Source organism: Streptomyces sp. NPDC057854 (genome assembly GCF_042797055.1).
Lineage (GTDB): Bacteria > Actinomycetota > Actinomycetes > Streptomycetales > Streptomycetaceae > Streptomyces.
In genome coordinates, this window is the sequence record NZ_JBHVMF010000004.1 from 134518 (window position 1) to 160460 (window position 25943).

Genomic DNA, 25943 nt, shown 5'->3' on the forward strand with positions numbered 1-25943 from the left:
GTCTCCTCCGCGGTCAGCCGGCAGGGGGCGCACCGGCCCCCCGCAGCGCCCGCTGCCGCCACTCGCGCGGGGACATGTCGTAGGCGGCGCGGAACCGGCGGGCGAAGTGGCTCGGGCCGGCGAAGCCGCAGCGTGCCGCGACGGCGGCGATGCCGAGGCCCGTGTGATCGGGGGAGGCCAGCATCTTCCGGGCGGTGGCGAGCCGTTCGGAGATGATCCACTGCTCCAGGCTGACTCCGGCGTCGCGGAGCACCTGGTAGAGGTGGCGGACCGACACCCCGTGCGCGGCGGCGATGGCGTCCGCGCAGAGGCCGGGGTCGGTGTGGTGCCGGCGGACGTGGGCCGTCACCCGGGTGAGCAGGGTCTCGTCCATCACCTCCCGCACGGCGGGCGTCCGCGGGTCGTGCGCCGCGGACACCAGCAGCGCCCGCACCAGGTCGGCGGTGGCGCCCGCGAGGGCCGCCGCGCCGGGGTCCCGGGCCAGCCGGCCCGGGTTCCGCCACATGTCCCGCAGGTGACGCAGGACCAGGTCGTGCAGCGGACTGGCCCGCAGCCGGAGGGAGGCCCGCACCACCGTCTCCACCGGCAGGCCGATCCGCTCGACGTCGAAGACCATGGCCTGGGAGCCGCCGTCGCCCGACCATCCGTAGACGCGGGGCGAGAGCTCGTGGAAGACGCACACGTCGTCGGGCCCGAAGGTCACCCGCTCGCCGGCGACCTCCGCCCGTCCCGTCCCCCGGTTCTGCAGCGACACGGACACGACCGGGTTGCTGCGCTGCCTGCGGATGTGCGCGGGGGTGCGGTGGGCCTCGAAGCCGCTGTTGTACGTGGAGAACATCGGCAGGTCCCCGACGTTCCAGAGCTCCATCCGCGCGTGAACGCCCCCGGGGCCCTTCTCGTGGACGATGTGGTTGGGCACCGATTCGTTGGTCATCCCGTGCCGGAACGCCTCCAGCCGCTCGGCGGGGGGCAGGGCGGCGGTGTCCAGCAGCAACAACGTTCCTCCACCGGTGCTCCAGGGCGTGCGCACCGATTCTCCCCACACCGGCCCCGCCGCTCAAGTGGCGTCCGGCTCAGGGAACTTCCGCGCGGCACGCCGCACCGGTCACCCGGTCATCCGGTCATCCGGTCACCCGAGGAACGACAGCCGCACCCGGCGCTCCGGGTTGTCGACGTTGGTGTCGACCAGGCAGACCGACTGCCAGGTGCCCAGGGAGAGGCGGCCGGCGACGACCGGCAGGGTGGCGTGGGGCGGGAGGAAGGCGGGGAGGACGTGGTCGCGGCCGTGGCCGGGGGTGCCGTGGCGGTGCTGCCAGCGGTCGTCGGCGGGGAGCAGGTGGTGGAGGGTGGCGAGGAGGTCGGCGTCGCTGCCGGCGCCGGTCTCCAGGACGGCGAGGCCGGCGGTGGCGTGGGGGACGAAGAGGTTGAGCAGGCCGTCGCGGCCGGCCGCCGTCTCGGTGAGGAAGTCCTCGCAGGCGCGGGTGAGGTCGGTGACCGTCTCGCGGGAGCCGGTGGTGAGTTCGATGACGCGGGTGGTGAAGGAAGATGACATGGGGTCAATCCTGCCGTCCGCGGAGCAGGATCGCGCGTCCACGCTCCGAGACGGCGTTGACCGTGTCGGGGGTGGGTCGCTACGTTCGCGCCATGTTGCGTACAGCCCTGCTCACCACGCGCGGTCACATCGACCTGCTGCGGGTGGCCTCCGCCACCTGTTCCCGCGGCTGCTGACGCCTTCTTCTCCCCGCCGGGCCGCTGCCCGGCCGGTGTCTTCCTGACGTTCTGACGCTCCGCCCCTCCGTCCCGCCGTGCGCGGACGAGGGCGCCGACGCGTACCCGCTTCCCCGCTGTCGTCCCCCACCGGAGTCCCCATGGCCGTCGGTCACGCGCCCCCGCCTCCACTCCTGCCGGACATATCCGTTAAATCATCTGTTCCGGATCTCGAATCCCTCACCTCCTCCCGCCGGTCCGGCCACCTCCCCGCCGTCCCGCGCTGGCTGCGGCGGGCCGTGGGACCGCTGCTGCTCCTGCTGGTGTGGCAGGTGACGAGTGCGACGGGGGTGCTGGCACCCGAGACGCTCGCCTCGCCGGGACGATCGCGCGGTCCGCCGCCGGGCTCGTCGCGGACGGGACGCTGCCGACCGCGATGGGGGTGTCGCTGCGGCGGGTGGCCGCCGGACTGGTGATCGGCGGCGCCGTCGGGGTCGCGCTCGCGCTGCTGTCGGGGCTCTCCCGGCTCGGCGAGGACCTCGTCGACGCCACCGTGCAGATGCTGCGCACCGTGCCGTGGGTCGGGCTGATCCCGCTGCTGATCATCTGGCTGGGCATCGGCGAGGCGCCGAAGGTCGCCCTGATCGCGCTGGGCACCGCCTTCCACCTCTATCTGAACGTGTACGCCGGCATCCGCGGCGTCGACGCCCAGCTCGTGGAGGCCGGGCAGTCGCTTGAGCTCGGGCGGTGGGGGCTGGTGCGGCACGTCGTGCTGCCCGGGGCGCTGCCGGGGGCGATGACCGGGCTGCGGTACGCGCTCGCCACCGCCTGGCTGGCCCTCGTCTTCGGCGAGTCCATCAACGCCGACGCCGGGATCGGCTTCCTGATGAACCAGGCGCGCGAGTTCTTCCGCACCGACGTGATCGTCGTCTGCCTGGTCGTCTACGCCTTCCTCGGCCTGCTCGCCGACGCCGTCGTCCGTACTCTCGAAAGGCTGCTGCTGCAATGGCGACCGACCTTCACCGGACGGTGACCGTCCGGGGCCTGACGCGCTCCTTCGACGGCCGTCCGGTCGTCGACGGGCTCGATCTCACCCTGGAACCGGGACAGTTCACCGCGCTGCTCGGGCACAGCGGCTGCGGGAAGTCCACGCTGCTGCGGGTGCTCGCCGGACTCGACCGGGAGATCTCCGGCACCGTGCTCGTGCCGCGCCGCCGCGCGGTCGCCTTCCAGGCACCCCGGCTGATGCCGTGGAAGCGGGTCTGGCGCAATGTCCTCCTCGGACTGCCGGGCCGGCCGGACCGTGCGGTCGCCGACCGCGCCCTGGAGGAGGTCGGGCTCGCCCACCGGGCCGACGTGTGGCCCAAGACCCTCTCCGGCGGCGAGGCCCAGCGCGCTTCCCTCGCCCGGGCGCTGGTACGCGACCCGGACCTGCTGCTGCTCGACGAACCGTTCGGCGCGCTCGACGCGCTGACCCGGATCAAGGCGCAGCGGCTGGTGGCCGAGCTGTGGCGGCGGCGCGGCTGCACGGTGCTCCTGGTCACCCACGACGTGGACGAGGCGCTGCTGCTGGCGGACCGGGCGCTGGTGATGCGCGACGGCGTCATCGCGTACGACACCCCGGTCGCCCTCGACCGTCCCCGCTCCCCCGCCGACCCCGCCTTCGCCGCCCTGCGCGGCCGTCTGCTCGCCGAACTCGGCGTCGAGGAGGCCGCGTCCGAGCGGCCGGCGGACGAGCGTGCCCCGGCTCTCGTCCCCGTCCCCACGCCCGTCCCAGAACCCCAGGAGTCCCGATGATCTCCCTCCGGAACGCCGTCACCGCCGCGCTGCTGCTGCCGCTCGCGCTGCTCGCCGCCACCGCCTGCTCCCCCGCCTCGGGCGCCGACGCCGGCGGGAGCACCGACGGCAAGGGCGACCTCGTGCTGAACGTCGGCGACCAGAAGGGCGGTGCCGAGGCCGTCCTGCGTGCCGCGGGCGAACTCGACGACCTGCCCTACCGGGTGAAGTGGTCCACCTTCACCTCCGGTCCCCCGCTGCTGGAGGCCGTCAACGCGGGCGCCGTCGACATCGGCGGCGTCGGTAACACCCCGCCCGTCTTCGCCGCCGGAGCCGGCTCGAAGATCACCGTGATCGCCGCGACCCACGGCGACGCGGCGGGCGAGGCGATCCTCGTCCCCAAGGACTCGCCGCTGCGCACCGTCCGCGACCTCAAGGGCCGCAAGGTCGCCGTGGCGCAGGGCAGTTCGGCGCACTTCCAGCTGATCGGCTCGCTGGAGAAGGCCGGGCTGACGCTGCGGGAAGTCCAGGTCACCCTGGTGCAGCCGGCCGACGCGCTCGCCGCCTTCACCAGCGGCAAGGTCGACGCCTGGGCGGTGTGGGACCCGTACACCTCCCAGGTGCTGCACAGCGGTGCCGGGCGGGTGCTCACCGACGGGCGCGGGGTCGTGAACGGCCTCGGCTTCCAGGTCGCCGCGCCCGCCGCGCTCGCCGACCCGGAGAAGGCGAAGGCCCTCGGTGACTTCGTCGAGCGGCTGCGGCGCGCCCAGGACTGGGTGTTCGGTCACCCGGAGGAGTGGGCGAAGGTGTGGGCGAAGGAGACGGGGCTGCCGTACGAGGTGGCGCTCGCCGCCGTGAAGCGCAGCAACGGCACCCGCATCCCGGTCGCCCTCGACGCCGCGGCGATCGCCTCCGAGCAGAAGATCGCCGACACCTTCGCCGGGCTCGGCCTCATCCCGAACCGGTTCCGGTTCGCCGACTTCGTCGACAACCGCTTCGACAAGGACCTGCCGCCGTCGACCACCCCGGCGCGCTCCTACGGAAAGGACGACTGACCCATGACGGTCCACCTGCACTGGTTCCTGCCCACCGGCGGCGACGGGCGCACCCTCGTCGACCGGCACGCCTACACCGACGGCGGGATCACCCGGAACCGCGCGGGCGCGGTCGCCGGGGTCCGCGCCCCCGACATCGAGTACCTGGCGCAGATCGCCAAGGCGGCCGAGCGGCTCGGCTTCGAGGCGGTGCTGACGCCGACCGGCACGTGGTGCGAGGACGCCTGGCTGACGACGGTCGCGCTCGCGCAGCACACGGAGCGGCTGAAGTTCCTGGTGGCGTTCCGGCCGGGGGTGCTGTCCCCGGTGCTCGCCGCGCAGATGGCCGCGACCTACCAGCGGATCACCCGCGGCCGGCTGCTGCTCAACGTGGTGACCGGCGGCGACTCCGTCGAGCAGCGGCGGTTCGGCGACCACCTCGGCCACGACCAGCGGTACGCGCGGACCGCCGAGTTCCTGTCGGTCGTGCGGGGCGTGTGGAGCGGGCGGCCGTACGACTTCCAGGGCGAGCACTACCAGGTGGAGGGCGGGCTCACCGCGCTGCCGCCGGACCCGCTGCCCGAACTGTTCTTCGGCGGTTCCTCGGCGGCGGCCGGACCGGTCGCGGCGGAGCACGCGGACGTCTACCTGACGTGGGGCGAGCCGCCGTGGCAGGTGAAGGAGAAGATCGACTGGATCCGGCGGCTCGCGGAGGAACGCGGCCGGACCGTCCGCTTCGGCATCCGGCTGCACACCATCTCGCGCGACAGCTCCCGCGAGGCGTGGGCGACGGCCGAGCGGCTGCTCGCCGACCTGGACGCGGAGACGGTGGCTGCGGCCCAGGCGCTGCTGGGCCGCAGCGAGTCGGTGGGCCAGCAGCGGATGCTGGCCCTGCACGGGGGCGGCTCGCTGGACCGGGACCGGCTGGAGATCGCGCCGAACCTGTGGGCCGGCGTGGGGCTGGTGCGGGGCGGGGCCGGCACGGCGCTCGTCGGCAGCCACGCGGACGTGGCCGACCGCATCGAGGAGTACCACGACCTGGGCGTGGATCACTTCGTGCTGTCCGGCTACCCGCACCTGGAGGAGGCGTACTGGTTCGGCGAGGGCGTCACCCCGCTGCTCGCGGAGCGCGGCCTGCTGGGCACCCTGCCGGCATCCCCGCTGCTGGCGGGCGTGACGGCGGGCGTCGGTGGCGGGCGCTAGCCGGGGACCGGGACGGAGGCAGGGGCGGGGGCCGGGAAGATCCCGGCCCCCGCCCCCGTTAGTAGAAACGTGAACGATTCAGCGGGTGCAGCGGGAGCGGTCGGCGCGGCGGGCGCGGGGCCGGTCCGGGCCGTGGACGTCGTGGTCGCGGGAGCCGGACAGGCGGGGCTCTCCGCCGCCTTCCACCTGCGGCGCACCGGCCTGGAGCCGGACCGGGACTTCGTCGTCCTCGACCACGCGCCCCGCCCAGGCGGCGCCTGGCAGTTCCGCTGGCCGTCGCTCACCTACGGCAAGGTCCACGGCATGCACGCGCTTCCGGGCCGGGAGCTCACCGGCGCGGATCCCGCGCGGCCGTCCTCCGAGGTGATCGGCGCCTACTTCGACGCGTACGAGCGGGAGTTCGGCCTGCGGGTGCACCGGCCCGTCGACGTGTCCGCCGTACGGGAGGGCGAGGGCGGGCGGCTGCGGGTGGAGACCTCGGAGGGGGTGTACGCGACCCGGGCGCTGATCAACGCCACCGGCACCTGGGACCGGCCCTTCTGGCCCCGCTACCCCGGACAGGAAACCTTCCGGGGGCGCCAGCTGCACACCGCGCAGTACCCCGGACCCGAGGCGTTCGCCGGCCGGCGGGTCATCGTGGTGGGCGGCGGCGCGTCGGCCACCCAGCACCTGCTGGAGATCGCCGGGTACGCCGCCGCGACGACCTGGGTGACCCGCCGCGAACCGGTCTTCCGCGAGGGCCCCTTCGGCGAGGCCGAGGGACGCGCGGCCGTCGCCCTGGTCGAGGAGCGGGTCCGGCAGGGCCTGCCGCCCCGCAGCGTGGTCTCGGTGACGGGACTGCCGCTGAACGACGCCCTCCGCGCGGGCCTCGCCGACGGCGTCCTGGACCGGCAGCCGATGTTCGAGCGGATCACGCCGACCGGCGCCGTCTGGGCGGACGGCCGCACGGTCGACGCGGACGTGATCCTGTGGGCGACCGGTTTCCGGCCGGCCATCGACCACCTGGCGCCGCTGCGGCTGCGGGCGCCCGGCGGCGGCATCCAGGTGGAGGGGACCCGCGCGGTCGCGGACGAGCGCGTCCACCTGGTGGGTTACGGCCCGTCGGCGTCCACGATCGGCGCCAACCGGGCCGGGCGCGCCGCCGTCCACGAGATCCGCCGGCTGCTGGCGCGCGGCGCGGAGCCGGTCCGCGAGCCGGTCACGGTCTGAGCGAGCCGTCGCGCGGCCGCCACTCCCCGTCCGCCGCCCGCACCCCGGCCCCGGACGCGTACCCCTGCCCGGAGCCGTACCCCTGCCCGGCCCCGGAGCCGTGTCCGGGTCCCGCCGCCTCGGAGGCGTACCGCGATCCCGCGCCGGGCCCGTGCCGCGCCCCGGTCCCCCGCGCGTACCGCGGTCCGGTCTCCGGGACGCACCGCGTCCCCGGGTCCGGCGCCGACCTCAGCCCCTCCTCCAGGAAGACCGCGCTCCGGGTGAGCAGCACCTGGGTGAGGACGTCGTGCGCGAGGGCGAAATGCCGCTCGTCCGGATGGGTGGTCAGCCGGATCTCGACCCAGGCGTCGTCGAAGTCCGCGCCGGTCACCCGGGCCAGCCGTCTGGCCTGCCAGGAGGTGATGGGTGACCAGATCCAGCGACGTCGTCTGAGCTGCTTCATGCGCTGCCCAACGAGCCGGACGGGCTCGCGATACCGTACAAACCGGTCGATAACCTACTCGTTTCATTCCTGCTTCCGGCGCTCGTTGAACTCGGCCACGTTCGCGAGGTGCACGGCGTAGTCCGCGGTGAAGCGGGTGTCGCCGGGGGCCACGGTGACGAAGTAGAGCCAGTCGCCGGCCGGCGGGTGGAGGGCGGCGGTCATGGCCTGCTCGCCGGGGTTGCCGATGGGCGTGGGCGGGAGGCCCTTGCGGGCGTAGGTGTTGTACGGGCTGCTGATCCTGGTGTCGTCGAGGGTGGTGTCGACGGTGCTGCGGTCCAGGGCGTAGTTGAGGGTCGAGTCCATCTGGAGCGGCATGGACCGGGCGAGCCGGTTGCGGACGACCCGGGCCACCTTCCCCATGCCCTCGGGGGTGTCGGCCTCGGCCTGGGCGATGCTCGCGACGATCAGCGCCTGGTGGACGGTGAGCCCCTGGGCCCGGGCGGCCTCGGTGACCGCCGGGGTGCCGAAGCGGCGTTCGGCGACGGCCACCATCGAACGCAGCAGGCTCTCGGCGGTGGTGCCGTCGGGGAGCGGATAGGTGGCGGGGAAGAGGTAGCCCTCGGGGTTGCCGCCGGCGGCGGCGGGGAGTCCGAGGCCGGGGGCGGCGGCGGCCTCGCGGGTGGTGCCGCCGGGCAGGTGGAGGGCGCGGTCCACGGCCTCGTACACCTGTGTCGCGCGCCGGCCCTCGGGGACGAGGAGGGTGGGCGGCGCGGGCGGCGTGGCGGGCTTGTCGCGCGGGAGGAGGAGCAGCAGGGGGACGGCGGTCGCGACGGCGAGGGCGAGCAGGACTCCGGCGAGGACGGCCCGGCGGCCGCGGCGGGTGAGCCGGGGTTGGCGGCGGGGTGCGTACGGGGAGGGGTACCGGTACGGCATGGGCGCACCGTAACCCGGCGGTCCGGGGATTCCCGGGAGCGCGCGCACATGGCGGCGCCGCCGGTCCCCTGGGACGGGGAACCGGCGGCGCCGGGAACCGCTCGGATCAGACGAGCCAGCCCAGGAAGTGGACGACGCCGGCGAGCAGGTTGGTGATGACGTTCATGGGGTGCTTCTCCTCGTACAGGTGTTTCGTGGGACAGCGCAGTCGCGGTCTGCAGCCCGTCGCTTGCGCACCGTAATCATCCGACGCCGCACGGGAGTTGAGCAACGAATCCGGGGACGATCACGCGTTCGTGGGAACAACCGCTCCCATGTTCGTCTGTTCGTCGCGGCGGACCAGGGCGGCGTACGCACCGTCGGCGGCCATCAGCTCCTCGTGGGTGCCGCTCTCCGCGATCCGGCCCGCCTCCAGGACGACGATCCGGTCGGCGTCGCGCACGGTGGAGAGGCGGTGGGCGATGGTGATCGTGGTGCGGCCGGCGGAGAGGGCGTCGATCGCCTGCTGGACCGCGTGTTCGGTACGGGTGTCGAGGGCGCTGGTCGCCTCGTCGAGGATCAGCACCGGCGGGTCGCGCAGGATCGTGCGGGCGATCGCCAGGCGCTGCTTCTCGCCGCCGGAGAAGCGGTAGCCGCGCTCGCCGACGAGGGTGTCGTACCCGTCGGGCAGCGCCGCGATGTGGTCGTGGATCTGCGCGGCCCGCGCCGCGGCCTCGATCTCCTCGTCGGAGGCGTCCGGCCGGGCGAAGCGCAGGTTGTCGGCGACGGAGGCGTGGAAGAGGTACGTCTCCTGGGAGACGACGCCGATCGCGGCGGCGAGCGTGTCGAAGCCGAGGTCGCGCACGTCGACGCCGTCCAGGGTGACCCGGCCCTCGGTCACGTCGTACAGCCGCGGCACCAGGTAGCTGAGCGTGGACTTCCCGGAGCCCGTCGGGCCGACGACGGCGAGGCTGCCGCCGGCCGGGACCGTGAGGTCGATGGAGTCGAGGGTGGGGCGGTCCGCGCGCTCGGGGTCGTAGTGGAAGGTGACCCGCTCGAAGCCGATCTCGCCGCGGATCTTGCCCAGACGGACGGGCTCCTCGGGTTCGGTGATCTCCACCGGGAGGTCCAGGTACTCGAAGATGCGCTGGAAGAGCGCGAGCGACGTCTGGATCTGGACGCCGGTGGAGAGCAGGCTCACCGTGGGCCGGAAGAGGCCCTGCTGGAGCGAGACGAAGGCGACCAGGGTGCCGAGCGACAGCGCGCCGCCGGCCTGCACGGCGAAGCCGGCCGCCCAGTACAGCAGGGCGGGCATGGCGGCCATGACGATCCCGATGACGGACATCCGCCAGCGTCCGGCCATGGAGGAGCGCACTTCGAGGTCGACGAGGCGCTCGGACTCCCGGGCGAAGGACTCGGTGAGCGAGTCGGCGCGGCCCATGGTCCGGCCGAGCAGGATGCCGCTGACGGACAGCGACTCGGTGACGGTCGCGGCCATGGCGGCCATCTGCTTCTGGCGCCGGCCGGTGATCCGCTTCCGCTCGTCGCCGACCCGCCGGCTGATCCACACGAAGACGGGGAGCAGCAGCAGCGAGAAGACGGTCAGCCGCCAGTCGAGGGCCAGCATGGCGACCACGGTGGCGACGACGGCGGTGAGGTTGGAGACCAGGGAGGTCGCCGTGGAGGTGACGGTGGCCTGCATGCCGCCGATGTCGTTGGCGATCCGGGACTGGACCTCGCCGGTCCTGGTCCGGGTGAAGAAGGCCAGCGGCATCTTCTGGAGCCGGCCGTAGACGGCGGTGCGCAGGTCGTGCATGACGCGCTGGCCGACGGTGGTGGAGATCAGGGTCTGGAGGACGCCGAAGACGCCGGTCAGCACGGCGGTGGCGATCATGCCGAGGGCGAGCAGGCTGAGCAGCCCGGTGCGCCCCTCGGGGATCGCGGTGTCCAGGATCTCCTTGAGGAGGAACGGGGAGGCGACCGACACCAGCGAGGCGGCGGCGACCAGCAGGCCGACGAGCGCCAGGCGGGCGCGGTACGGGCGGAACAGGCCGAGGATGCGCCGCAGCTGGGCGGGTTCCTTCGGCTGCGCGGGATCGCGCGGCGGGGGTGTCCAGGTGGACTCGTCGTGGGGACGCATGGGCTCCTTCGAAAGGTGCGTGCAGACCGCGGGGGGTGTGCACGGCGCGGCGCGTGCGCGGTCGGGGCGGTGCGTTTCGGACTGTAGCTCACTCTTACCTATGTTCACAATGAGCTTCCTCCTGATATCGTTCCCGCATGACCTCCGCCGCCCTGCCCGCCCCCGACCCCGACGGGCTCCTCGCCGAGCAGCTGCTGCGGCTCACCCGCCGGCTCCACCGCATCCAGAAGCGCCACCTGGAGCCGGTCGGCATCACCCCCGCCCAGTCACGGCTGCTGCGCCTGGTCGCGCACTACGGCGACACCCCGCCCCGGATGGCCGACCTCGCCGCCCGCCTCGAAGTGGTTCCCCGCGCCGTGACCAGCCTCGTCGACGGCCTGGAGACGGCCGGGCGGGTGCACCGGGTGCCCGATCCGAGCAACCGGCGGGTGATCCGGATCGAGCTCACCGACGAGGGCCGCGCCACGCTGCGGGAGCTGCGCAGCGCGCGCCGGGCCGCCGCAGAGGACATCCTGGCTCCATTGACCGCCGAACAGCGCGAGGTGCTCGGAGGCCTGCTGACCGCCCTCGCCGGGCCCCTCCCGGAGAGCGGCTGCTGACGCCGCCGGCGCCCGCGCCGAGGGGAGCCGTGCCATGCCGCTGCTGGAACCGAACCCGCGGGCCCTCCGCCCCGGCCGGAAGCGGACCCCGGCCCCCGACCGGGTCCCGGACCTCCAGGCGCGGGGCACCCCGCGGCGGCTGCGCGAGGACCTGGCGGCGCTGATCGGACCGGAGAAGGTGCTGTCCGGCGTCTCCGACCTGGTGCGGTACGCCTCCGACGCCAGCCCCTACCGGTTCCTGCCGCAGGTGGTCGTCGTCGCCGAGGACGTCGACGACGTCTCGGCCGTGCTGTCGTACGCCCACGGCAAGGGGCGCGAAGTCGTCTTCCGGGCCGCCGGCACCAGCCTCAACGGCCAGGCGCAGGGCGAGGACATCCTCGTCGACGTGCGCCGCCACTGGGCCGGCGTCGAAGTGCTGGACGGCGGCGCCCGGGCCCGGATCCGCCCCGGCACCACCGTCGTCCGCGCCAACGCCGCCCTCGCCCCGTACGGCCGGGTGCTCGGCCCGGACCCGGCCAGCGCGGTGGCCTGCACCCTCGGCGGCGTCGTCGCCAACAACGCCTCCGGCATGACCGCCGGCACCACCCGGAACTCCTACCGCACCGTCTCCTCGCTGACCTTCGTCCTCCCGAGCGGCACCGTCGTCGACACCGCCGACCCCGCCGCCGACGAGGAACTGGCCCGCGCCGAGCCCCGGCTCTGCGCGGGACTCCTCGCCCTCAAGGCCGAGATCGAGGCCGACGCCGCCCTCACCGCCCGGATCCGCGCCAAGTACGAGATCAAGAACACCAACGGCTACCGGCTCGACGCCTTCCTCGACGGCGCCACCCCGGTGCAGATCCTGCGCGGCCTCATGGTCGGCTCCCAGGGCACCCTCGGCTTCCTCTCCGAGATCGTCTTCGACACCCTCCCGCTCGACCGGCTGGTCTCCACCGCCCTGCTCTTCTTCCCCGGCCTCCCGGCCGCCGCCGCGGCGGTCCCGCTGTTCACCGAGGCCGGGGCGCTCGCCGTCGAGCTGATGGACGGCAACACCCTGCGGGCCTCGGTCAGCGTGCCCGGCGTCCCCGCCGACTGGGCGGAGCTGCCCAAGGACACCACGGCGCTGCTCGTCGAGTTCCGGGCCCCGGACGAACCGGCCCTCGCCGCCCGCGAACGCGCCGCGGCCGAGGTCCTGGCCGGGCTCGACCTGGTCGCCCCGGTGCCCTCCGCCACCAACGCCTTCACCCGCGACCCGGCCGTCATCGGCGGCTACTGGAAGGCCCGCAAGGCGTTCGTGACCGCCGTCGGCGGCTCCCGCCCCTCCGGCACGACCCTGATCACCGAGGACTTCGCGGTGCCCCCGTCCCGGCTCGCCGAGGCGTGCGCCGAACTCCTCGACCTCCAGGCCCGGCACGGCTTCGACGCGGCCGTCGCCGGCCACGCCGCCCACGGCAACCTGCACTTCCTCCTCGCCTTCGACGCCGCCGACCCGGCCGACGTCGCCCGGTACGCCTCCTTCATGGACGACTTCTGCAAGCTCACCGTCGAACGCTTCGACGGCTCCCTCAAGGCCGAACACGCCACCGGCCGCAACATCGCCCCCTTCCTGGAACTGGAATGGGGCCCGAAGGCGACCGCGCTCATGTGGCGCACCAAGGAACTCCTCGACCCCGACCGCGTGCTGGCCCCCCGGATCGTCCTCGACCGGGACCCCCAGGCCCACCTCCGCGGCCTGAAGACCATCCCGGCCGTCGAACGGATCGCCGACCCCTGCATCGAGTGCGGCTTCTGCGAACCGACCTGCCCCAGCCAGGACCTGACGACCACCCCGCGCCAGCGGATCGTGCTGCGCCGGGAGATGCTGCGGCAGGCCGACGGCTCCCCCGTCGAGCAGCGGCTCCTGGAGGCGTACGGCTACGACGCCGTCGACACCTGCGCCGGCGACTCCACCTGCAAACTGGCCTGCCCCGTCGGCATCGACACCGGCGCCCTGATGAAGGACTTCCGGCACGCCCGGCACTCCCCCCGCGAGGAGCGGATCGCGGCCCTCGCCGCCCGGCGCTTCCGCACCGTGGAGCGCGCCGCGCGGCTCGCCGTCGGCGCCGCCGACCGGATGGGCGACGGCCTCCTGGAGCGGATGACCGGCCTCGCCCGCAAGGCCGTCCGGCCCGACCTCGTACCGGAGTGGCTGCCCGAGATCCCCGGCGCGGCGGCCCGCCGGCTGCCCCGCACCCACCGCCCGGCGGCCACCGCCGTCTACTACCCGGCCTGCGTCAACCGCATCTTCGGCAACCCCGACGGCCTCACCGGCCCCTCGCTTCCCGAGGCCGTCGTCGCCGTCTCGGCCCGCGCCGGCCGCCCGGTGTGGATCCCCGACGACGTCGCCGGCACCTGCTGCGCCACCATCTGGCACTCCAAGGGCTACGCGGAGGGCAACGCGCTGATGGCCAACCGGATCGTCGAGGCGGCCTGGGGCTGGACCGCCGGCGGCCGGCTCCCGCTGGTCGTGGACGCCTCCTCCTGCACCCTCGGCATCGCCCACGAGGTCGTCCCCCACCTCACCGACGACAACCGGGCCCTGCACGCCGAACTCACCGTCGTCGACTCGCTGGTGTGGGCCGCCGACGAACTCCTCCCCCGGCTCGACGCCCGCCGCCGGGCCGGCTCGGCGGTGGTGCACCCCACCTGCTCGATGCGGCACCTCGGCGACGCCGACCGGCTCACCGAGATCGCCGAGTTCTGCGCCGACGAGGTCGTCGTGCCGGCCGACGCCGGCTGCTGCGCCTTCGCCGGCGACCGCGGCATGCTCCACCCCGAACTCACCGCCTCCGCCACCGCCCGCGAAGCCGCCGAGGTCACCGCCCGCCCCTTCGACGTCCACCTCTCCGCCAACCGCATGTGCGAGATCGGCATGGACCGCGCCACCGGCCGCCGTTACGCCTCCGCCCTCCTCGCCCTGGAACGGGCCACCCGCCCCTGACGCCGGCGCCCGCCGCCGGAAAACCCGTTGCCGCGAGCCGCGACGGGGAGCGAACCTGGCACCGGTCCCGTACCCCGGGACCCCCACCCACGGGGTCCCTTCGACGGGGCCCCGGCCGACGCGCGCCCGGGTGCGCCCGGCCCGCCCCCCGTCCGCCCCCGAGCACCCCTGGGGACGTCATGCAGATCCGTCAACTGCCGTACGCCGACCCGGGGGTCCCCGACGTCCGGTCGGGCACCCGGTTCCTGATCTGGCTCGGGCGGATGCAGCTCGGCGGGCAGGTGCGGTCGCTGCTGTGGGGGCTGCTGCTCCATCTCTGCATCGCCGGCCTGCCGGTCGGCGTCGGCCTCGCCGTCCAGGCCGTCGTGGACCGCGACGGCGGCGGACTCGCCCTCGGCTGCGGGGTGGTGCTGGCGCTCGGCGCCGGTATCGCCGTCGGCGACACCATGCTGCACCGCACCGCCGTCACCAACTGGATCACCGCCGCCGCGCGGGTCCAGCAGCTCCTCGCCCGCAGGACCGCCGAACTCGGCGCGCTGCTGACCCGGCGGGTCGCCGCCGGCGAGGTCGTCGCCGTGTCCACGGGCGACGTCGAGAAGATCGGCTGGTTCGTGGAGGCGTTCTCCCGGTTCGCCGCCGCCGTCCTCACCCTGCTGGCCGTCTGCGCCGGCCTCCTCGTGTACGAACCGGCGCTCGGCGTCGTCGTCGCCCTGGGCGTCCCGGCGCTCGCGCTGGCCGCGCTGCCCCTGCTGCCCCGCGCCACCCGGCGGGCCGACGAACAGCGCGACAAGGCCGGCAAGGCCACCGAACTCGCCTCCGACACCGTCGCCGGCCTGCGCGTGCTGCGCGGCATCGGCGGCGAGGAACTGTTCCTCGGCCGCTACCGGGCCGCCTCCCAGGAGGTCCGCCGCGCCGCCGTGCGCAGCGCCCGGATGTGGGCGCTGATCGCCGCCGTCCAGGTGCTGCTGCCCGGTCTGCTGCTCATCGGCGTGGTGGCGTACGGGGCGCGCCTGGCGCTCGACGGCACGATCACGGTCGGCGCGCTGGTCACCGTCTACGGCGCGGTCGCCCTCACCCACCATCCGCTGCGGAACGTGGAGGAGATCGCCATGGCGTTCGCCTTCTCCCGGCCCTCCGCGAAGCGCGCCGCGCGGGTCCTCGCCCTGTCCCGGGCGACCGAGCCGGCGGCCGGCGCGCCCGCCCGGCCGGCGGCGGACGACCTGTACAACCCGGTGACCGGGCTGATCGCCCCCGCCGGGCAGCTCACGGCCGTGGTGTGCGGCAACCCGGACGCGGCCGGCCGGCTCGCGGACCGGCTCGGCGGGCACCCGGCCGAGCCGGACGACGACCACGTCTCCGTACGACTGGGCGGGGTGCCGCTCGACGACCTGCCGCTGGAGGCGGCCCGGACGGCCGTCCTGGTCCAGGACAAGGATCCGGTGCTGCTGTCCGGCACCCTCCAGGAGCTGCTGGACGTGCCGTCGTCGGGGGCCGTCCGCCCGGAGGACGCGCTCGCCGCCGCCCGGTGCGACGACGTCCTCGACGCGCTCGCGCAGGCGTCGGCCGGCACCGGCGGCGACCCGATGCGGACCCGGATCACCGAACGGGGCCGCTCGCTCTCCGGCGGCCAGCGCCAGCGCCTCGCGCTCGCCCGGTCGCTGGTGACCGACCCGCGGGTGCTGGTCCTCGACGAGCCGACCTCGGCGGTCGACTCGCACACCGAGGCCCGGATCGCCGCGGGCGTCCGCAAGCTGCGGGCCGGCGCGACCACCGTCGTGCTCGCCTCGTCGCCGCTGCTGCTCGACCTGGCGGACCGGGTGGTCCTGCTCCACGAGGGCCGGGCCGTCGCCCACGGCACCCACCGCGACCTGCTGGCGCGCGAACCGCGCTACCGGGCGGTCGTCACCCGGGAGACGGACGACGAGCTCGCCGCCGCGGCGGGCGCCCCGCACGAAGCCCTGGAAGGGGAAACCGCATGATCGGCCTGGTGCCGCCCGCGTACGACCCGGCGGCCCCGACAACCGCCACCACCCTGCCCGTCGCCGCCGGCGCGACCGTCCGGGCCTACGTCGGCGGGCTGCTGCGCCGGCACCGCCGCGCGTTCGCGCTGCTCGTCGGCGTGAACGCGGTCGCCGTGACGGCGTCCATGGCGGGGCCGTACGTCCTCGGGCAGGTGGTGGACCGGCTCGCCGAGGGCGCCCGGGAGCTCCAGCTGGGGCGGGCGGTCGCGGTCTTCGCGGTCGCGCTCGTGGTGCAGACCCTCTTCGTGCGGCTGGTCCGGCTGCGCGGGGCGATGCTCGGCGAGGAGATGCTGGCCGACCTGCGGGAGGACTTCCTCGTCCGCGCGGTCGGCCTGCCACCGGGCGTCCTGGAGCGGGCCGGCACCGGCGACCTGCTCTCCCGCATCACCACCGACGTGGACCGGCTGGCCAACGCGATGCGCGAGGCCGTGCCGCAGCTCGTCATCGGCGTGGTATGGGCCGGTCTGCTGATCGGCGGGCTGGCCTTCACGGCTCCCCCGCTGGCGCTCGCCGTGGTGATCGCCGCGCCGCTGCTGATCGCCGGCTGCCGCTGGTACTTCCGGCGGGCGCCCTCCGCGTACCGCTCGGAGGCGGCCGGGTACGCGGCGGTGGCCGCGGTGCTGGCCGAGACCGTCGACGCGGGCCGCACCGTCGAGGCGCACCGGCTCGGCGCGCGCCGGGTGGCCCTGTCGGACCGGCGGATCCACGAGTGGACGCGGTGGGAGCGGTACACCCTGTTCCTGCGGTCGGTGCTCTTCCCGGTCGTCAACCTGACGCACACCGCGGTGCTCTGCGGGGTGCTCGCCATCGGCGGCTTCTGCGTCTTCCAGGGCTGGATGGACGTCGGGCAGCTGACGACCGGCGCGCTGCTGGCGCAGATGCTGGTGGACCCGATCGGGATCGTGCTGCGCTGGTACGACGAGCTCCAGGTGGCGCAGGTGTCGCTGGCCCGGCTGGTGGGCGTGCGGGACATCGAGCCGGAGCCCGGCGACGCGTCGGTGCGGCCCGACGGGCGGGACGTCGAGGCGGCCGGGGTGCGCTTCGGCTACCGGGAGGGCGTGGACGTGCTGCACGACGTGTCGCTCGCGGTGGCGCCCGGCACCCGGCTGGCGCTGGTCGGGCCGTCCGGGGCGGGCAAGTCGACGCTGGGCCGGCTCCTCGCGGGCATCTACGGGCCGCGCGCCGGGGCCGTCACGCTCGGCGGGGCGGAGCTGGCGCGGATGCCGGCCGAGCGGGTCCGGGCGCACGTGGCGCTGGTCAACCAGGAGCACCACGTCTTCGTCGGCACCCTCCGCGACAACCTGCTGCTGGCCCGACCGGACGCCGGGGACCCGGAGCTGTGGGCGGCGCTGGCGGCGGTCGACGCGGAGGCGTGGGCGCGCGGGCTGGACGCGGGCCTGGACACCGAGGTCGGCTCCGGCGGCCGGTCGCTGACGCCGGCGCAGGCCCAGCAGATCGCACTGGCCCGGCTGGTCCTGGCCGATCCGCACACGCTGGTCCTGGACGAGGCGACCTCGCTGCTCGACCCGCGCGCGGCCCGGCACCTGGAGCGCTCGCTGGGCCGGGTGCTGGACGGGCGGACGGTGGTCGCGATCGCGCACCGGCTGCACACCGCGCACGACGCCGACGTGATCGCGGTGGTCGAGGAGGGCCGGATCAGCGAGCTGGGCAGCCACGACGAGCTGGTCGCGGCGGACGGCGCGTACGCGGCGCTGTGGCGCTCCTGGCACGGCTGACCTGCTGGCCGGGCCCGGTCCGGGCCGCCGGTGGGCGGCCCGGACCGGGGCGGCGGTCAGACGCCGGCGATCGACTGGATCCAGGAGCGGTAGGCCGTCACGTTGGTGTACGCGGTGGTGGTCTGGCGGTCGCTGGTGGAGGCGACTCCGACCTGGACGCCGTTCGCCATCATCGGGCCGCCGGAGTCGCCGCCGGCGGTGATGCCGTCGCCGCGCCGGGCGCAGATCGCCGAGCCGCCGTAGGCGTCGCGGCAGCCGCCGGTCACGACCACGTTGGCGACCTTCAGGTAGCGGGACTGGCAGGTGGCCTCAGAGCCGCACTGGGAGGTGGCGCCCCAGCCGTACACCTGGACGGTCTGTCCGACGCTCACGGAGCCGGGCTGGCCGAGCCGGGCGTAGGTCGCGGTCACGGAGCGGTCCAGGCGGACCAGCGCGAGGTCGGAGCTGTGGGTGTAGGTCTGGACGCCGTTGGCGACGGTCCCGCCGCTGTGCTGGTCGAGGCTGCCGATCCGGAAGGACAGGCCGCCGCCGGTGACGCAGTGCTTGGCGGTGAGGATCCAGGTGGGGGCGATGATCGTCGCGGAACAGGTCTCGCGGCCGTTCGAGAAGAGCCGGGCCGCCCAGGGGCCGCTCTGGGCGTAGCCGCCGCCGATGATCGGCTGGACGGCGGCGGTGCCGGCGCGGGCGGGTGTCTGCTCCGCCGCGGTGGCGGCGGGCGCGAAGAGGGCGAGCACGGAGAGCGCCGCGGCGGCGGCGGACGCCCATATGCGGTGCGTACGCAAGGTTCCTCGTCTCCGACGGCGCGCGGGAGCGCCGCCTGTGGGGGGAGTGGGTGGAACCAGAGTGGTCACGCGGCGGACGGCGGGGTAATCCCGTTCGCCCATAACACCGTGCTATCCCCCCGGGGCGCGGCCCCGGGGAGAAGGTGGTCGCCCGGCGGGCGCTAGAAGAAGCCGAGGGCCGACGCCCCGCCGACGCCGCCGAGGACCATGAAGGCGGGCATGAGGACCTTCAGCTCGACCCAGCTGCCGGCCCGGAACCGCATGCCCTTGGGCGGGCCGATCGGGTACCAGCGCTTGCGGGCGATGGGGATCGGCCAGAGGATCGGGCAGCCGGAGACGGTGAGCGCGTCGCCGATGTCGTGGACGAGGGCGCCGAGGACGACCGGCAGGCCCAGCCACAGGTACTCCTGGCCGGGGCCGGTGAAGAGCCAGTCCGAGCCGTTGCCCGGCTGGTCGAGGACGCCGGCGAGAATCCAGGCGCTGGTCGCGCCGAGCAGCCACACCAGTACGTCGCTGGACATCCGGGCGGCCCGCCACAGCAGGCCCTCGACGGCGAGGACCAGGTGGACGAAGAGGATCGCGAGGACCGCCCAGCGCCCGCCGCCGACGGCGGCGGCCGAGCAGCCGCCGCCGATCAGGACGGCCCACAGCCAGGTGTGGGTGAGGGTGCGGTGGCCGCCGGAGCGGCGCGGGTCCTGGGGGCTGCGGGTCGCCTTGTAGACGGCGTACGAGAGCTTGTCGACGATCTCGCACAGGCCCCGGGAGAGCGGGCCGAAGGCGCGCGAGATGGTGGCCGACTTGTGGTCGAGGTCGGGGGCGAGGGCGGCGCCCGCGCACAGCAGGGCGCCGGCGAGCAGCACCGGCCAGGGCATCGGGTGGTCGAAGGCGGCCGCGGCGGCGCCCACGCCCAGCCAGGCCGCCGCTCCGGACAGCGAGTGCGCCGGTCCCATCATGGTCGGTGTCGCCCCGTTTCTCCCCTGCCGGTGTCGAGTTGACGACCGGTCGACGGAGCAGCCTATCGGGAGTGATCTTGGCATCCGACGGCCGGTTCCCTCATCCGGGCGGAATGCAGGCAAGATGGGGGCGTGACCCTTATCGATCAGCTGCCGCCGACCGCCGACCCCGATGCCCTCTTCGAGGCCTTCTCCGCCTGGGCCGAGGAGCGCGGCATCTCGCTCTACCCGGCGCAGGAGGAGGCCCTGATCGAGGTGGTGTCGGGGGCGAACGTGATCCTGTCGACCCCCACCGGGTCCGGGAAGTCGCTGGTGGCGGCCGGGGCGCACTTCACGGCGCTCGCCAACGACCAGGTCACGTTCTACACGGCGCCGATCAAGGCGCTGGTGTCGGAGAAGTTCTTCGACCTGTGCAAGATCTTCGGCACCGAGAACGTCGGCATGCTGACCGGCGACGCGTCGGTGAACGCGGACGCGCCGGTCATCTGCTGCACGGCCGAGGTGCTGGCGTCGATCGCGCTGCGCGACGGCAGGCACGCCGACATCGGCCAGGTCGTCATGGACGAGTTCCACTTCTACGCGGAGGCGGACCGGGGCTGGGCGTGGCAGATCCCGCTGCTGGAGCTGCCGCAGGCGCAGTTCGTCCTGATGTCGGCGACCCTCGGCGACGTGTCCATGTTCGAGAAGGACCTGACGCGGCGGACGGGCCGGCCGACGTCGGTGGTCCGTTCGGCGACCCGTCCGGTGCCGCTGTCGTACGAGTACCGGCTGACGCCGATCACGGACACGCTGACCGAGCTGCTGGAGACGAAGCAGGCGCCGGTCTACATCGTGCACTTCACGCAGGCGCAGGCGGTCGAGCGCGCGCAGTCGCTGATGAGCATCAACATGTGCACGCGCGAGGAGAAGGACAAGATCGCCGAGCTGATCGGCAACTTCCGCTTCACCACCAAGTTCGGCCAGAACCTGTCGCGGTACGTGCGGCACGGCATCGGCGTGCACCACGCCGGCATGCTGCCGAAGTACCGGCGGCTGGTGGAGAAGCTGGCGCAGGCGGGTCTGCTGAAGGTGATCTGCGGGACGGACACCCTCGGCGTCGGCGTCAACGTGCCGATCCGCACCGTGCTGTTCACCGCCCTCACCAAGTACGACGGCAACCGGGTCCGCACCCTGCGCGCCCGCGAGTTCCACCAGATCGCCGGCCGGGCCGGCCGGGCCGGCTTCGACACCGCCGGCCTGGTGGTGGCCCAGGCCCCCGAGCACGTCATCGAGAACGAGAAGGCGCTGGCGAAGGCCGGCGACGACCCGAAGAAGCGCCGCAAGGTGGTCCGCAAGAAGGCCCCGGAGGGCTTCGTCGCCTGGAGCGACACCACCTTCGAGAAGCTGATCGCCGCCGAGCCGGAGCCGCTGACCTCCCGCTTCAAGGTCACCCACACCATGCTGCTGTCGGTGATCGCCCGCCCGGGCAACGCGTTCGAGGCGATGCGCAAGCTGCTGGAGGACAACCACGAGCCGCGGAAGAACCAGCTGCGGCACATCCGCCGGGCCATCGCGATCTACCGCTCGCTGCTCGACGGCGGCGTGGTGGAGCAGCTGGACACCCCGGACGCGGAGGGCCGCACGATCCGGCTGACCGTCGACCTCCAGCAGGACTTCGCGCTGAACCAGCCGCTGTCCACGTTCGCGCTGGCCGCCTTCGACCTGCTGGACCCGGAGTCGCCGTCGTACGCGCTCGACATGGTGTCCGTGGTCGAGTCGACGCTGGACGACCCGCGCCAGATCCTCGCCGCCATGCAGAACAAGGCGCGCGGGGAGGCCGTCGGGCAGATGAAGGCGGACGGCGTCGAGTACGAGGAGCGGATGGAGCGGCTCCAGGACATCTCGTACCCGAAGCCGCTGGAGGACCTGCTCTGGCACGCGTACAACGTCTACCGGAAGTCCCACCCCTGGGTCGGCGACCACCCGGTGTCGCCGAAGTCCGTCATCCGTGACATGTACGAACGGGCGCTGACCTTCACCGAGTTCACCTCGCACTACGAGCTGGCGCGGACCGAGGGCATCGTGCTGCGCTATCTGGCGAGCGCGTACAAGGCGCTCGACCACACCATCCCGGACGACCTGAAGACCGAGGACCTGGAGGACCTGATCGCCTGGCTGGGCGAGCTGGTGCGCCAGGTGGACTCGTCGCTGCTCGACGAGTGGGAGCAGCTGGCGAACCCGGAGGTCCAGACGGCCGAGGAGGCGCAGGAGAAGGCCGACCAGGTCAAGCCGGTCACGGCGAACGCCCGCGCCTTCCGGGTGCTGGTGCGCAACGCGATGTTCCGCCGGGTGGAGCTGGCCGCGCTGGACCGCACCGACGAGCTGGGCGAGCTGGACGCGGAGTCCGGCTGGGACGCGGACACGTGGGGCGAGGCGATGGACGCGTACTGGGACGAGTACGACGACCTCGGCACCGGCCCCGACGCGCGCGGCCCGAAGCTGCTGTCCATCGAGGAGGACGCGGCGCACGGCGTGTGGCGCGTCCGGCAGACGTTCGCCGACCCGAACGGCGACCATGACTGGGGCATCAGCGCGGAGGTCGACCTGGCGGCCTCCGACGAGGAGGGCCGGGCCGTCGTCCGCGTGACGTCGGTCGGCCAGCTGTAGAGGAGTTCTGAGGTGACCAATCCCGCCGAGAGGCTCGTGGATCTGCTCGACCTGGAACGGATCGAGGTGAACATCTTCCGCGGCCGGAGCCCGCAGGAGTCGCTGCAGCGGGTCTTCGGCGGGCAGGTCGCCGGCCAGGCCCTGGTGGCGGCCGGGCGGACCGTCGAACCGGACCGGCCGGTGCACTCGCTGCACGCGTACTTCCTGCGGCCGGGCCGGCCGGGCGTGCCGATCGTCTACCAGGTGGAGCGGGTGCGGGACGGCCGGTCGTTCACGACCCGGCGGGTCACCGCCGTGCAGGAGGGCCGGACGATCTTCAACCTGACGGCCTCCTTCCACCTCCCGGAGGAGGGCGCCTTCACCCACCAGCTGCCGCCCCGGCACCTGGTGGACCCGGAGACCCTGCCGAAGCTCGCGGACGAGATCCGCGACCACCTCGGGTCGCTGCCGGAGGCGCTGGAGCGGATGGCCCGCCGCCAGCCCTTCGACATCCGGTACGTCGACCGGCTGCGCTGGACGGCGGAGGAGGTCAAGGACGCCGACCCGCGCAGCGCGGTGTGGATGCGGGCCGTCGGGCCGCTCGGCGACGACCCGCTGGTGCACACCTGCGCGGTGACGTACGCCTCCGACATGACGCTGCTCGACGCCGTGCGGATCCCGGTGGAGCCGCTGTGGGGCCCGCGCGGCTTCGACATGGCGTCCCTGGACCATGCGATGTGGTTCCACCGCCCGTTCCGGGCCGACGAGTGGTTCCTGTACGAGCAGGAGTCCCCGGTCGCGACCGGCGGCCGGGGACTGGCCCGGGGCCGGATCTACGACCGGGAGGGCCGGATGCTCGTCTCGGTGGTCCAGGAGGGCCTGTTCCGCTCCCTGGGCTGACCGGTCACTCGTACTCGGTGCCGCCCTTGCGGGTCAGGTAGGCCGGGCTGACCGCCTTGGCGACGGCCCGGCCGCCCGTGACCGGGCTGTACCGCTCGGCGGCCGGCCGGACGACGACGCCCTCCCGGAGGTGGGCGGCGCGCCCGGAGACGGTCTCGGTGCCGCTCGCGTGGGCGAGGACGGCGTCCAGGTCGTAGGGACCCTCGTACAGGCGCGGTACGAGGGGGACCTCGCCCGGCTCCAGGACCTCGGCCGGGTCGAGCCAGCGGACCTCGCCGTCGATCTCGGCGGAGACGTCGAACAGGGCGTAGCCGATCGCCTCGCGGCGGGCGTCGGCGCCGTACGCCAGGTCCTGCACGCCGGAGCCGTACACCTCCCCGAAGAGGCCGACCCGGGTCGCCCCGAGGCGGGCGGCGAGCCGTTCGGCGACGGCGGGCAGGCCGTGCGCGTGGACGGCCCGCCAGTACAGGTTGCGCGGGTCCTCCCGGAGGGCGAGCCCCTTGGCGCCCAACCCCTTGGACGACACGTACGTCCGGCCGTCCCCCGCGACGTGCGTCAGCAGGCAGGCCGTGCCGTGGATCTTCTCCGTCAGGACGACCGGCTCCCCGGGCTCGAAGATGCCGGGGTAGCGGTGCAGGTTCTCGATGTCGACCCACGGCAGCAGCTCGGGCGCCGCCTCCACGTCCCCGCTCATGGTGGGCGGTATCGGCGGCACCCACTTGGTGATCCCGAGCACCTCCGCGAAGTCGGTGCCGTCGGCGGCGGCCCGGGCCAGGTCGACCCCGGCGAGCGCGCCCGGCCGGCAGACGATCCCCTGCGACAGCTCCCCGCGCAGCCGTACCGCCTTCACCCGGTCCGAGGCCTTTCCGGCGAGCCGCCCGGTCAGCCCCAGCTCGTCGACGAGCGCGGCGGGCAGCACGGCCTGCTCCGGGATGTAGACGGCGATGTCGCCGGTCCGGTAGGCGCCCTTGGCGACGACGGCCCGGTAGAGGCCGACCTGGGCCAGTTCGAGGGCGTCGGCGTTGGGGTGGGGGTGGACGGTGAGGACTTCGGCGGTGACGCGCAGGGTGGACATCGTCAGGGCTCCGGATGCTCGGGTCTCGGTCTCATCGCCGCCCACCCTGACGGACCGTGAATTCCCTGCCCACCGCTTTTCCGTGCTGGTATCGTCGCGCCCTTCGCCGGGCCCGCCCGGCGCCGCTGCGGCGGGTGCCGCCGGAGCCTCCCCCGCCCCGGCTAGCTGTCCAGGCCCGGGAGCGGGTCCTGTTCGACCTCGTGGCGGCGGGTGCGGATGTCGGGGGCCGGCGGGTGGAGCTTGGCGTCGCAGGTGGGGCCGAGGCCGGTGCGGCGCGAGTCGGCGCCGGTCAGCGGGCGGCCGCAGAGGCGGCAGCGGACCGGGCGGCGCGGCGCGCCCTCGGCGGCATCGACCGCGATTGCCAGCGGTTCTTCACTCATGTTGTCATCTCACCCTAGTCTCGACGAGGAGCTCCCCCATGAGTCTGTACGACATCCCGCTGAAGAACCTGGCCGGCGAACCGGTCACCCTGGCCGACTACCGGGACAAGGCCGTGCTGGTCGTGAACGTGGCGTCCAAGTGCGGTCTCACCCCGCAGTACGAGGGCCTGGAGCGGCTGCAGAAGACGTACGGCGAGCGCGGCCTCACCGTCGTCGGCGTGCCCTGCAACCAGTTCCTCGGGCAGGAGCCCGGGACGGCCGAGGAGATCCAGAGCTTCTGCTCGACGACGTACGGCGTCACCTTCCCGCTCCTGGAGAAGACCGAGGTCAACGGCGACGGCCGGCACCCGCTCTACGCCGAGCTGACCCGGGTCCCGGACGCCGACGGCGAGGCCGGTGACGTGCAGTGGAACTTCGAGAAGTTCCTGGTCTCCGCCGACGGGACCGTCACCCGCTTCCGTCCGCGCACCGAGCCGGAGGCCGCCGAGGTCGTCGCGGCCATCGAGGCGCTGCTCGTCTGAGCCCCGGCGATCCGGCGCCGGGCGGCCGCCCGGCGCCGGCCCTGCGGTACGATCATCGGGCTCTGCACACGGCGACCGGAGGAGGTGGGTTCGATCCGCACCACGCAGGCAGGAAGCTCCCCCTCGGCGGCCGCACCACCGGCTCGGTCGTAGCGGCCGCGGGAGCCTCCGCACGGCTTCCCGGAAGGTCTCCCATGTCGCTCGACCCCACCGTCTCCCTCCGCTCCACCACCGTCGCCCGGCTCCGCGCCGCGGGGTGCGTCTTCGCCGAGGACGAGGCGGAACTCCTCTTCTCAGCCGCCCGCGACACCGCCGAACTCGACGCCCTCGTCGACCGGCGCGCCGCCGGCCTCCCACTCGAACACGTCGTCGGCTGGGCCGGGTTCGGCGGACTGCGGATCGCCGTCGACCCCGGCGTCTTCGTGCCCCGGCGGCGCACCGAGTTCCTCGTCGAGCGGGCCGTCGCGCTCGCCGCTCCCGGCGCGCTCTGCGTCGACCTGTGCTGCGGCTCCGGCGCCGCCGGCGCGGTGCTGCTCGCGGCGGTGCCGGACGCGCGGGTGTACGCCGCGGACATCGAATCCGCCGCGGTCGCGTGCGCCCGCCGGAACATCGAACCGCGCGGCGGGCGGGTCTTCGCCGGCGACCTCTTCGCGCCGCTGCCGGACGACCTGCGCGGCCGGGTGGACATCCTGGTCGCCAACGTGCCGTACGTCCCGACCGGCGAGGTCGGGCTGCTGCCACCCGAGGCCCGCGAGCACGAGCCGCTGGTCGCGCTCGACGGCGGCCCGGACGGCCTCGACGTGCTGCGCCGGGTGGCCGCCGGGGCGCCGGAGTGGCTGGCGCCCGGCGGGCACCTGCTCGTCGAGACGAGCGAGCGGCAGACCGGCGCGGCGGCCGAGGCCGTCGCCGCGCACGGCCTCACGCCCCGGTTCGCCACCTGCGAGGAGCGGTACGCGACCGTGCTGGTCGCGACCCGGGAGGGGTGAC

At 74.3% G+C, this 25943-nt stretch carries 22 protein-coding genes and 1 pseudogene; 14 read left to right on the plus strand and 9 right to left on the minus strand.

Annotated features, from left to right (window positions below; genetic code table 11):
• Nucleotides 1–13: 13 nt before the first annotated feature.
• The gene (locus tag ACFVQZ_RS08560; protein WP_383620614.1) at nucleotides 14–1030 is read right to left on the minus strand and encodes an AraC family transcriptional regulator; all 1017 of its coding nucleotides are present in this window, start codon (nucleotides 1028–1030) and stop codon (nucleotides 14–16) included.
• Between the two features lie 99 nt (nucleotides 1031–1129).
• Nucleotides 1130–1552: a YjbQ family protein gene (locus tag ACFVQZ_RS08565; protein ID WP_383620616.1), complete on the minus strand. Its 423-nt coding sequence runs from the start codon at nucleotides 1550–1552 to the stop codon at nucleotides 1130–1132.
• Nucleotides 1553–1644: 92 nt separating this feature from the next.
• Between ACFVQZ_RS08565 and ACFVQZ_RS08570 the strand changes: the two genes are divergently transcribed.
• The 6 genes and pseudogenes from ACFVQZ_RS08570 to ACFVQZ_RS08595 all read left to right on the plus strand — a co-directional run bounded on the left by ACFVQZ_RS08570 (nucleotide 1645) and on the right by ACFVQZ_RS08595 (nucleotide 6929).
• The gene (locus tag ACFVQZ_RS08570) at nucleotides 1645–1728 is read left to right on the plus strand and encodes a putative leader peptide (protein ID WP_376480063.1); all 84 of its coding nucleotides are present in this window, start codon (nucleotides 1645–1647) and stop codon (nucleotides 1726–1728) included.
• 140 nt (nucleotides 1729–1868) lie between these two features.
• Nucleotides 1869–2740, plus strand: a pseudogene (locus ACFVQZ_RS08575) (ABC transporter permease).
• On the plus strand, nucleotides 2713–3504 hold the full coding sequence (locus tag ACFVQZ_RS08580; RefSeq protein ID WP_383620618.1) for an ABC transporter ATP-binding protein: 792 nt from the start codon (nucleotides 2713–2715) through the stop codon (nucleotides 3502–3504). The pseudogene ACFVQZ_RS08575 and the gene ACFVQZ_RS08580 overlap by 28 nt, the downstream one beginning before the upstream one ends.
• Entirely contained in the window at nucleotides 3501–4538 is a 1038-nt protein-coding gene (locus ACFVQZ_RS08585; protein WP_383620620.1) for an ABC transporter substrate-binding protein, read from the plus strand. Before ACFVQZ_RS08580 ends, ACFVQZ_RS08585 begins: the two co-directional genes overlap by 4 nt.
• A gap of 3 nt (nucleotides 4539–4541) precedes the next feature.
• Nucleotides 4542–5720: an LLM class flavin-dependent oxidoreductase gene (locus ACFVQZ_RS08590; RefSeq protein ID WP_383620621.1), complete on the plus strand. Its 1179-nt coding sequence runs from the start codon at nucleotides 4542–4544 to the stop codon at nucleotides 5718–5720.
• Between the two features lie 132 nt (nucleotides 5721–5852).
• The gene (locus tag ACFVQZ_RS08595) at nucleotides 5853–6929 is read left to right on the plus strand and encodes an NAD(P)-binding domain-containing protein (RefSeq protein ID WP_383620797.1); all 1077 of its coding nucleotides are present in this window, start codon (nucleotides 5853–5855) and stop codon (nucleotides 6927–6929) included.
• Here the strand turns inward: ACFVQZ_RS08595 and ACFVQZ_RS08600 are convergent.
• From ACFVQZ_RS08600 to ACFVQZ_RS08610, 3 genes are all read right to left on the minus strand, one after another.
• The gene (locus tag ACFVQZ_RS08600; protein ID WP_321192316.1) at nucleotides 6919–7371 is read right to left on the minus strand and encodes a hypothetical protein; all 453 of its coding nucleotides are present in this window, start codon (nucleotides 7369–7371) and stop codon (nucleotides 6919–6921) included. The genes ACFVQZ_RS08595 and ACFVQZ_RS08600 overlap by 11 nt on opposite strands.
• 63 nt (nucleotides 7372–7434) lie before the next feature.
• Nucleotides 7435–8286 (minus strand): endolytic transglycosylase MltG, encoded by an 852-nt coding sequence (gene mltG, locus ACFVQZ_RS08605; protein WP_383620623.1) that lies wholly within the window; start codon nucleotides 8284–8286, stop codon nucleotides 7435–7437.
• A 286-nt stretch (nucleotides 8287–8572) separates the two neighbouring features.
• Nucleotides 8573–10405 (minus strand): ABC transporter ATP-binding protein, encoded by a 1833-nt coding sequence (locus tag ACFVQZ_RS08610; RefSeq protein ID WP_383620625.1) that lies wholly within the window; start codon nucleotides 10403–10405, stop codon nucleotides 8573–8575.
• A 152-nt stretch (nucleotides 10406–10557) separates the two neighbouring features.
• Between ACFVQZ_RS08610 and ACFVQZ_RS08615 the strand changes: the two genes are divergently transcribed.
• From ACFVQZ_RS08615 to ACFVQZ_RS08630, 4 genes are all read left to right on the plus strand, one after another.
• Nucleotides 10558–11004 (plus strand): MarR family winged helix-turn-helix transcriptional regulator, encoded by a 447-nt coding sequence (locus ACFVQZ_RS08615; protein WP_383620799.1) that lies wholly within the window; start codon nucleotides 10558–10560, stop codon nucleotides 11002–11004.
• A 34-nt stretch (nucleotides 11005–11038) separates the two neighbouring features.
• Nucleotides 11039–13963, plus strand: a complete 2925-nt coding sequence (locus ACFVQZ_RS08620) for an FAD-binding and (Fe-S)-binding domain-containing protein (RefSeq protein ID WP_383620626.1) — start codon at nucleotides 11039–11041, stop codon at nucleotides 13961–13963.
• A gap of 179 nt (nucleotides 13964–14142) precedes the next feature.
• Nucleotides 14143–15942 carry an ABC transporter transmembrane domain-containing protein gene (locus ACFVQZ_RS08625; RefSeq protein ID WP_383620628.1) on the plus strand — a complete coding sequence of 600 codons (1800 nt, stop codon included), beginning with the start codon at nucleotides 14143–14145 and terminating at the stop codon, nucleotides 15940–15942.
• A complete protein-coding gene (locus tag ACFVQZ_RS08630; protein ID WP_383620630.1) occupies nucleotides 15939–17720 on the plus strand; it encodes an ABC transporter ATP-binding protein in 1782 nt (593 codons plus the stop codon). Before ACFVQZ_RS08625 ends, ACFVQZ_RS08630 begins: the two co-directional genes overlap by 4 nt.
• Before the next feature lie 56 nt (nucleotides 17721–17776).
• On the opposite strand, the gene ACFVQZ_RS08635 is transcribed toward ACFVQZ_RS08630, so the two are convergent.
• Together ACFVQZ_RS08635 and ACFVQZ_RS08640 are read right to left on the minus strand one after the other, a co-directional pair.
• Nucleotides 17777–18502, minus strand: coding sequence for a trypsin-like serine protease (locus ACFVQZ_RS08635; protein ID WP_030492248.1), 726 nt, complete (start codon nucleotides 18500–18502; stop codon nucleotides 17777–17779).
• A gap of 161 nt (nucleotides 18503–18663) precedes the next feature.
• Nucleotides 18664–19455, minus strand: coding sequence for a metal-dependent hydrolase (locus ACFVQZ_RS08640; protein WP_383620632.1), 792 nt, complete (start codon nucleotides 19453–19455; stop codon nucleotides 18664–18666).
• Nucleotides 19456–19587: 132 nt separating this feature from the next.
• On the opposite strand from ACFVQZ_RS08640, the gene ACFVQZ_RS08645 reads away from it, so the two are divergent.
• Both ACFVQZ_RS08645 and ACFVQZ_RS08650 read left to right on the plus strand, forming a co-directional pair.
• Nucleotides 19588–22101 (plus strand): DEAD/DEAH box helicase, encoded by a 2514-nt coding sequence (locus ACFVQZ_RS08645; RefSeq protein WP_383620634.1) that lies wholly within the window; start codon nucleotides 19588–19590, stop codon nucleotides 22099–22101.
• Nucleotides 22102–22113: 12 nt separating this feature from the next.
• A complete protein-coding gene (locus ACFVQZ_RS08650; protein ID WP_030492251.1) occupies nucleotides 22114–22980 on the plus strand; it encodes an acyl-CoA thioesterase II in 867 nt (288 codons plus the stop codon).
• A 4-nt stretch (nucleotides 22981–22984) separates the two neighbouring features.
• Here ACFVQZ_RS08650 and ACFVQZ_RS08655 read toward each other — a convergent pair whose 3' ends face one another.
• Both ACFVQZ_RS08655 and ACFVQZ_RS08660 read right to left on the minus strand, forming a co-directional pair.
• On the minus strand, nucleotides 22985–24055 hold the full coding sequence (locus ACFVQZ_RS08655; protein ID WP_383620636.1) for an RNA ligase (ATP): 1071 nt from the start codon (nucleotides 24053–24055) through the stop codon (nucleotides 22985–22987).
• Between the two features lie 161 nt (nucleotides 24056–24216).
• The gene (locus ACFVQZ_RS08660) at nucleotides 24217–24435 is read right to left on the minus strand and encodes a DUF6011 domain-containing protein (RefSeq protein WP_383620638.1); all 219 of its coding nucleotides are present in this window, start codon (nucleotides 24433–24435) and stop codon (nucleotides 24217–24219) included.
• A gap of 38 nt (nucleotides 24436–24473) precedes the next feature.
• Here ACFVQZ_RS08660 and ACFVQZ_RS08665 point away from each other — a divergent pair, with 38 nt between their 5' ends.
• A complete protein-coding gene (locus ACFVQZ_RS08665) occupies nucleotides 24474–24956 on the plus strand; it encodes a glutathione peroxidase (RefSeq protein WP_030492254.1) in 483 nt (160 codons plus the stop codon).
• A 194-nt stretch (nucleotides 24957–25150) separates the two neighbouring features.
• Entirely contained in the window at nucleotides 25151–25942 is a 792-nt protein-coding gene (locus tag ACFVQZ_RS08670) for a putative protein N(5)-glutamine methyltransferase (RefSeq protein WP_383620640.1), read from the plus strand.
• Nucleotide 25943 lies beyond the last annotated feature (1 nt).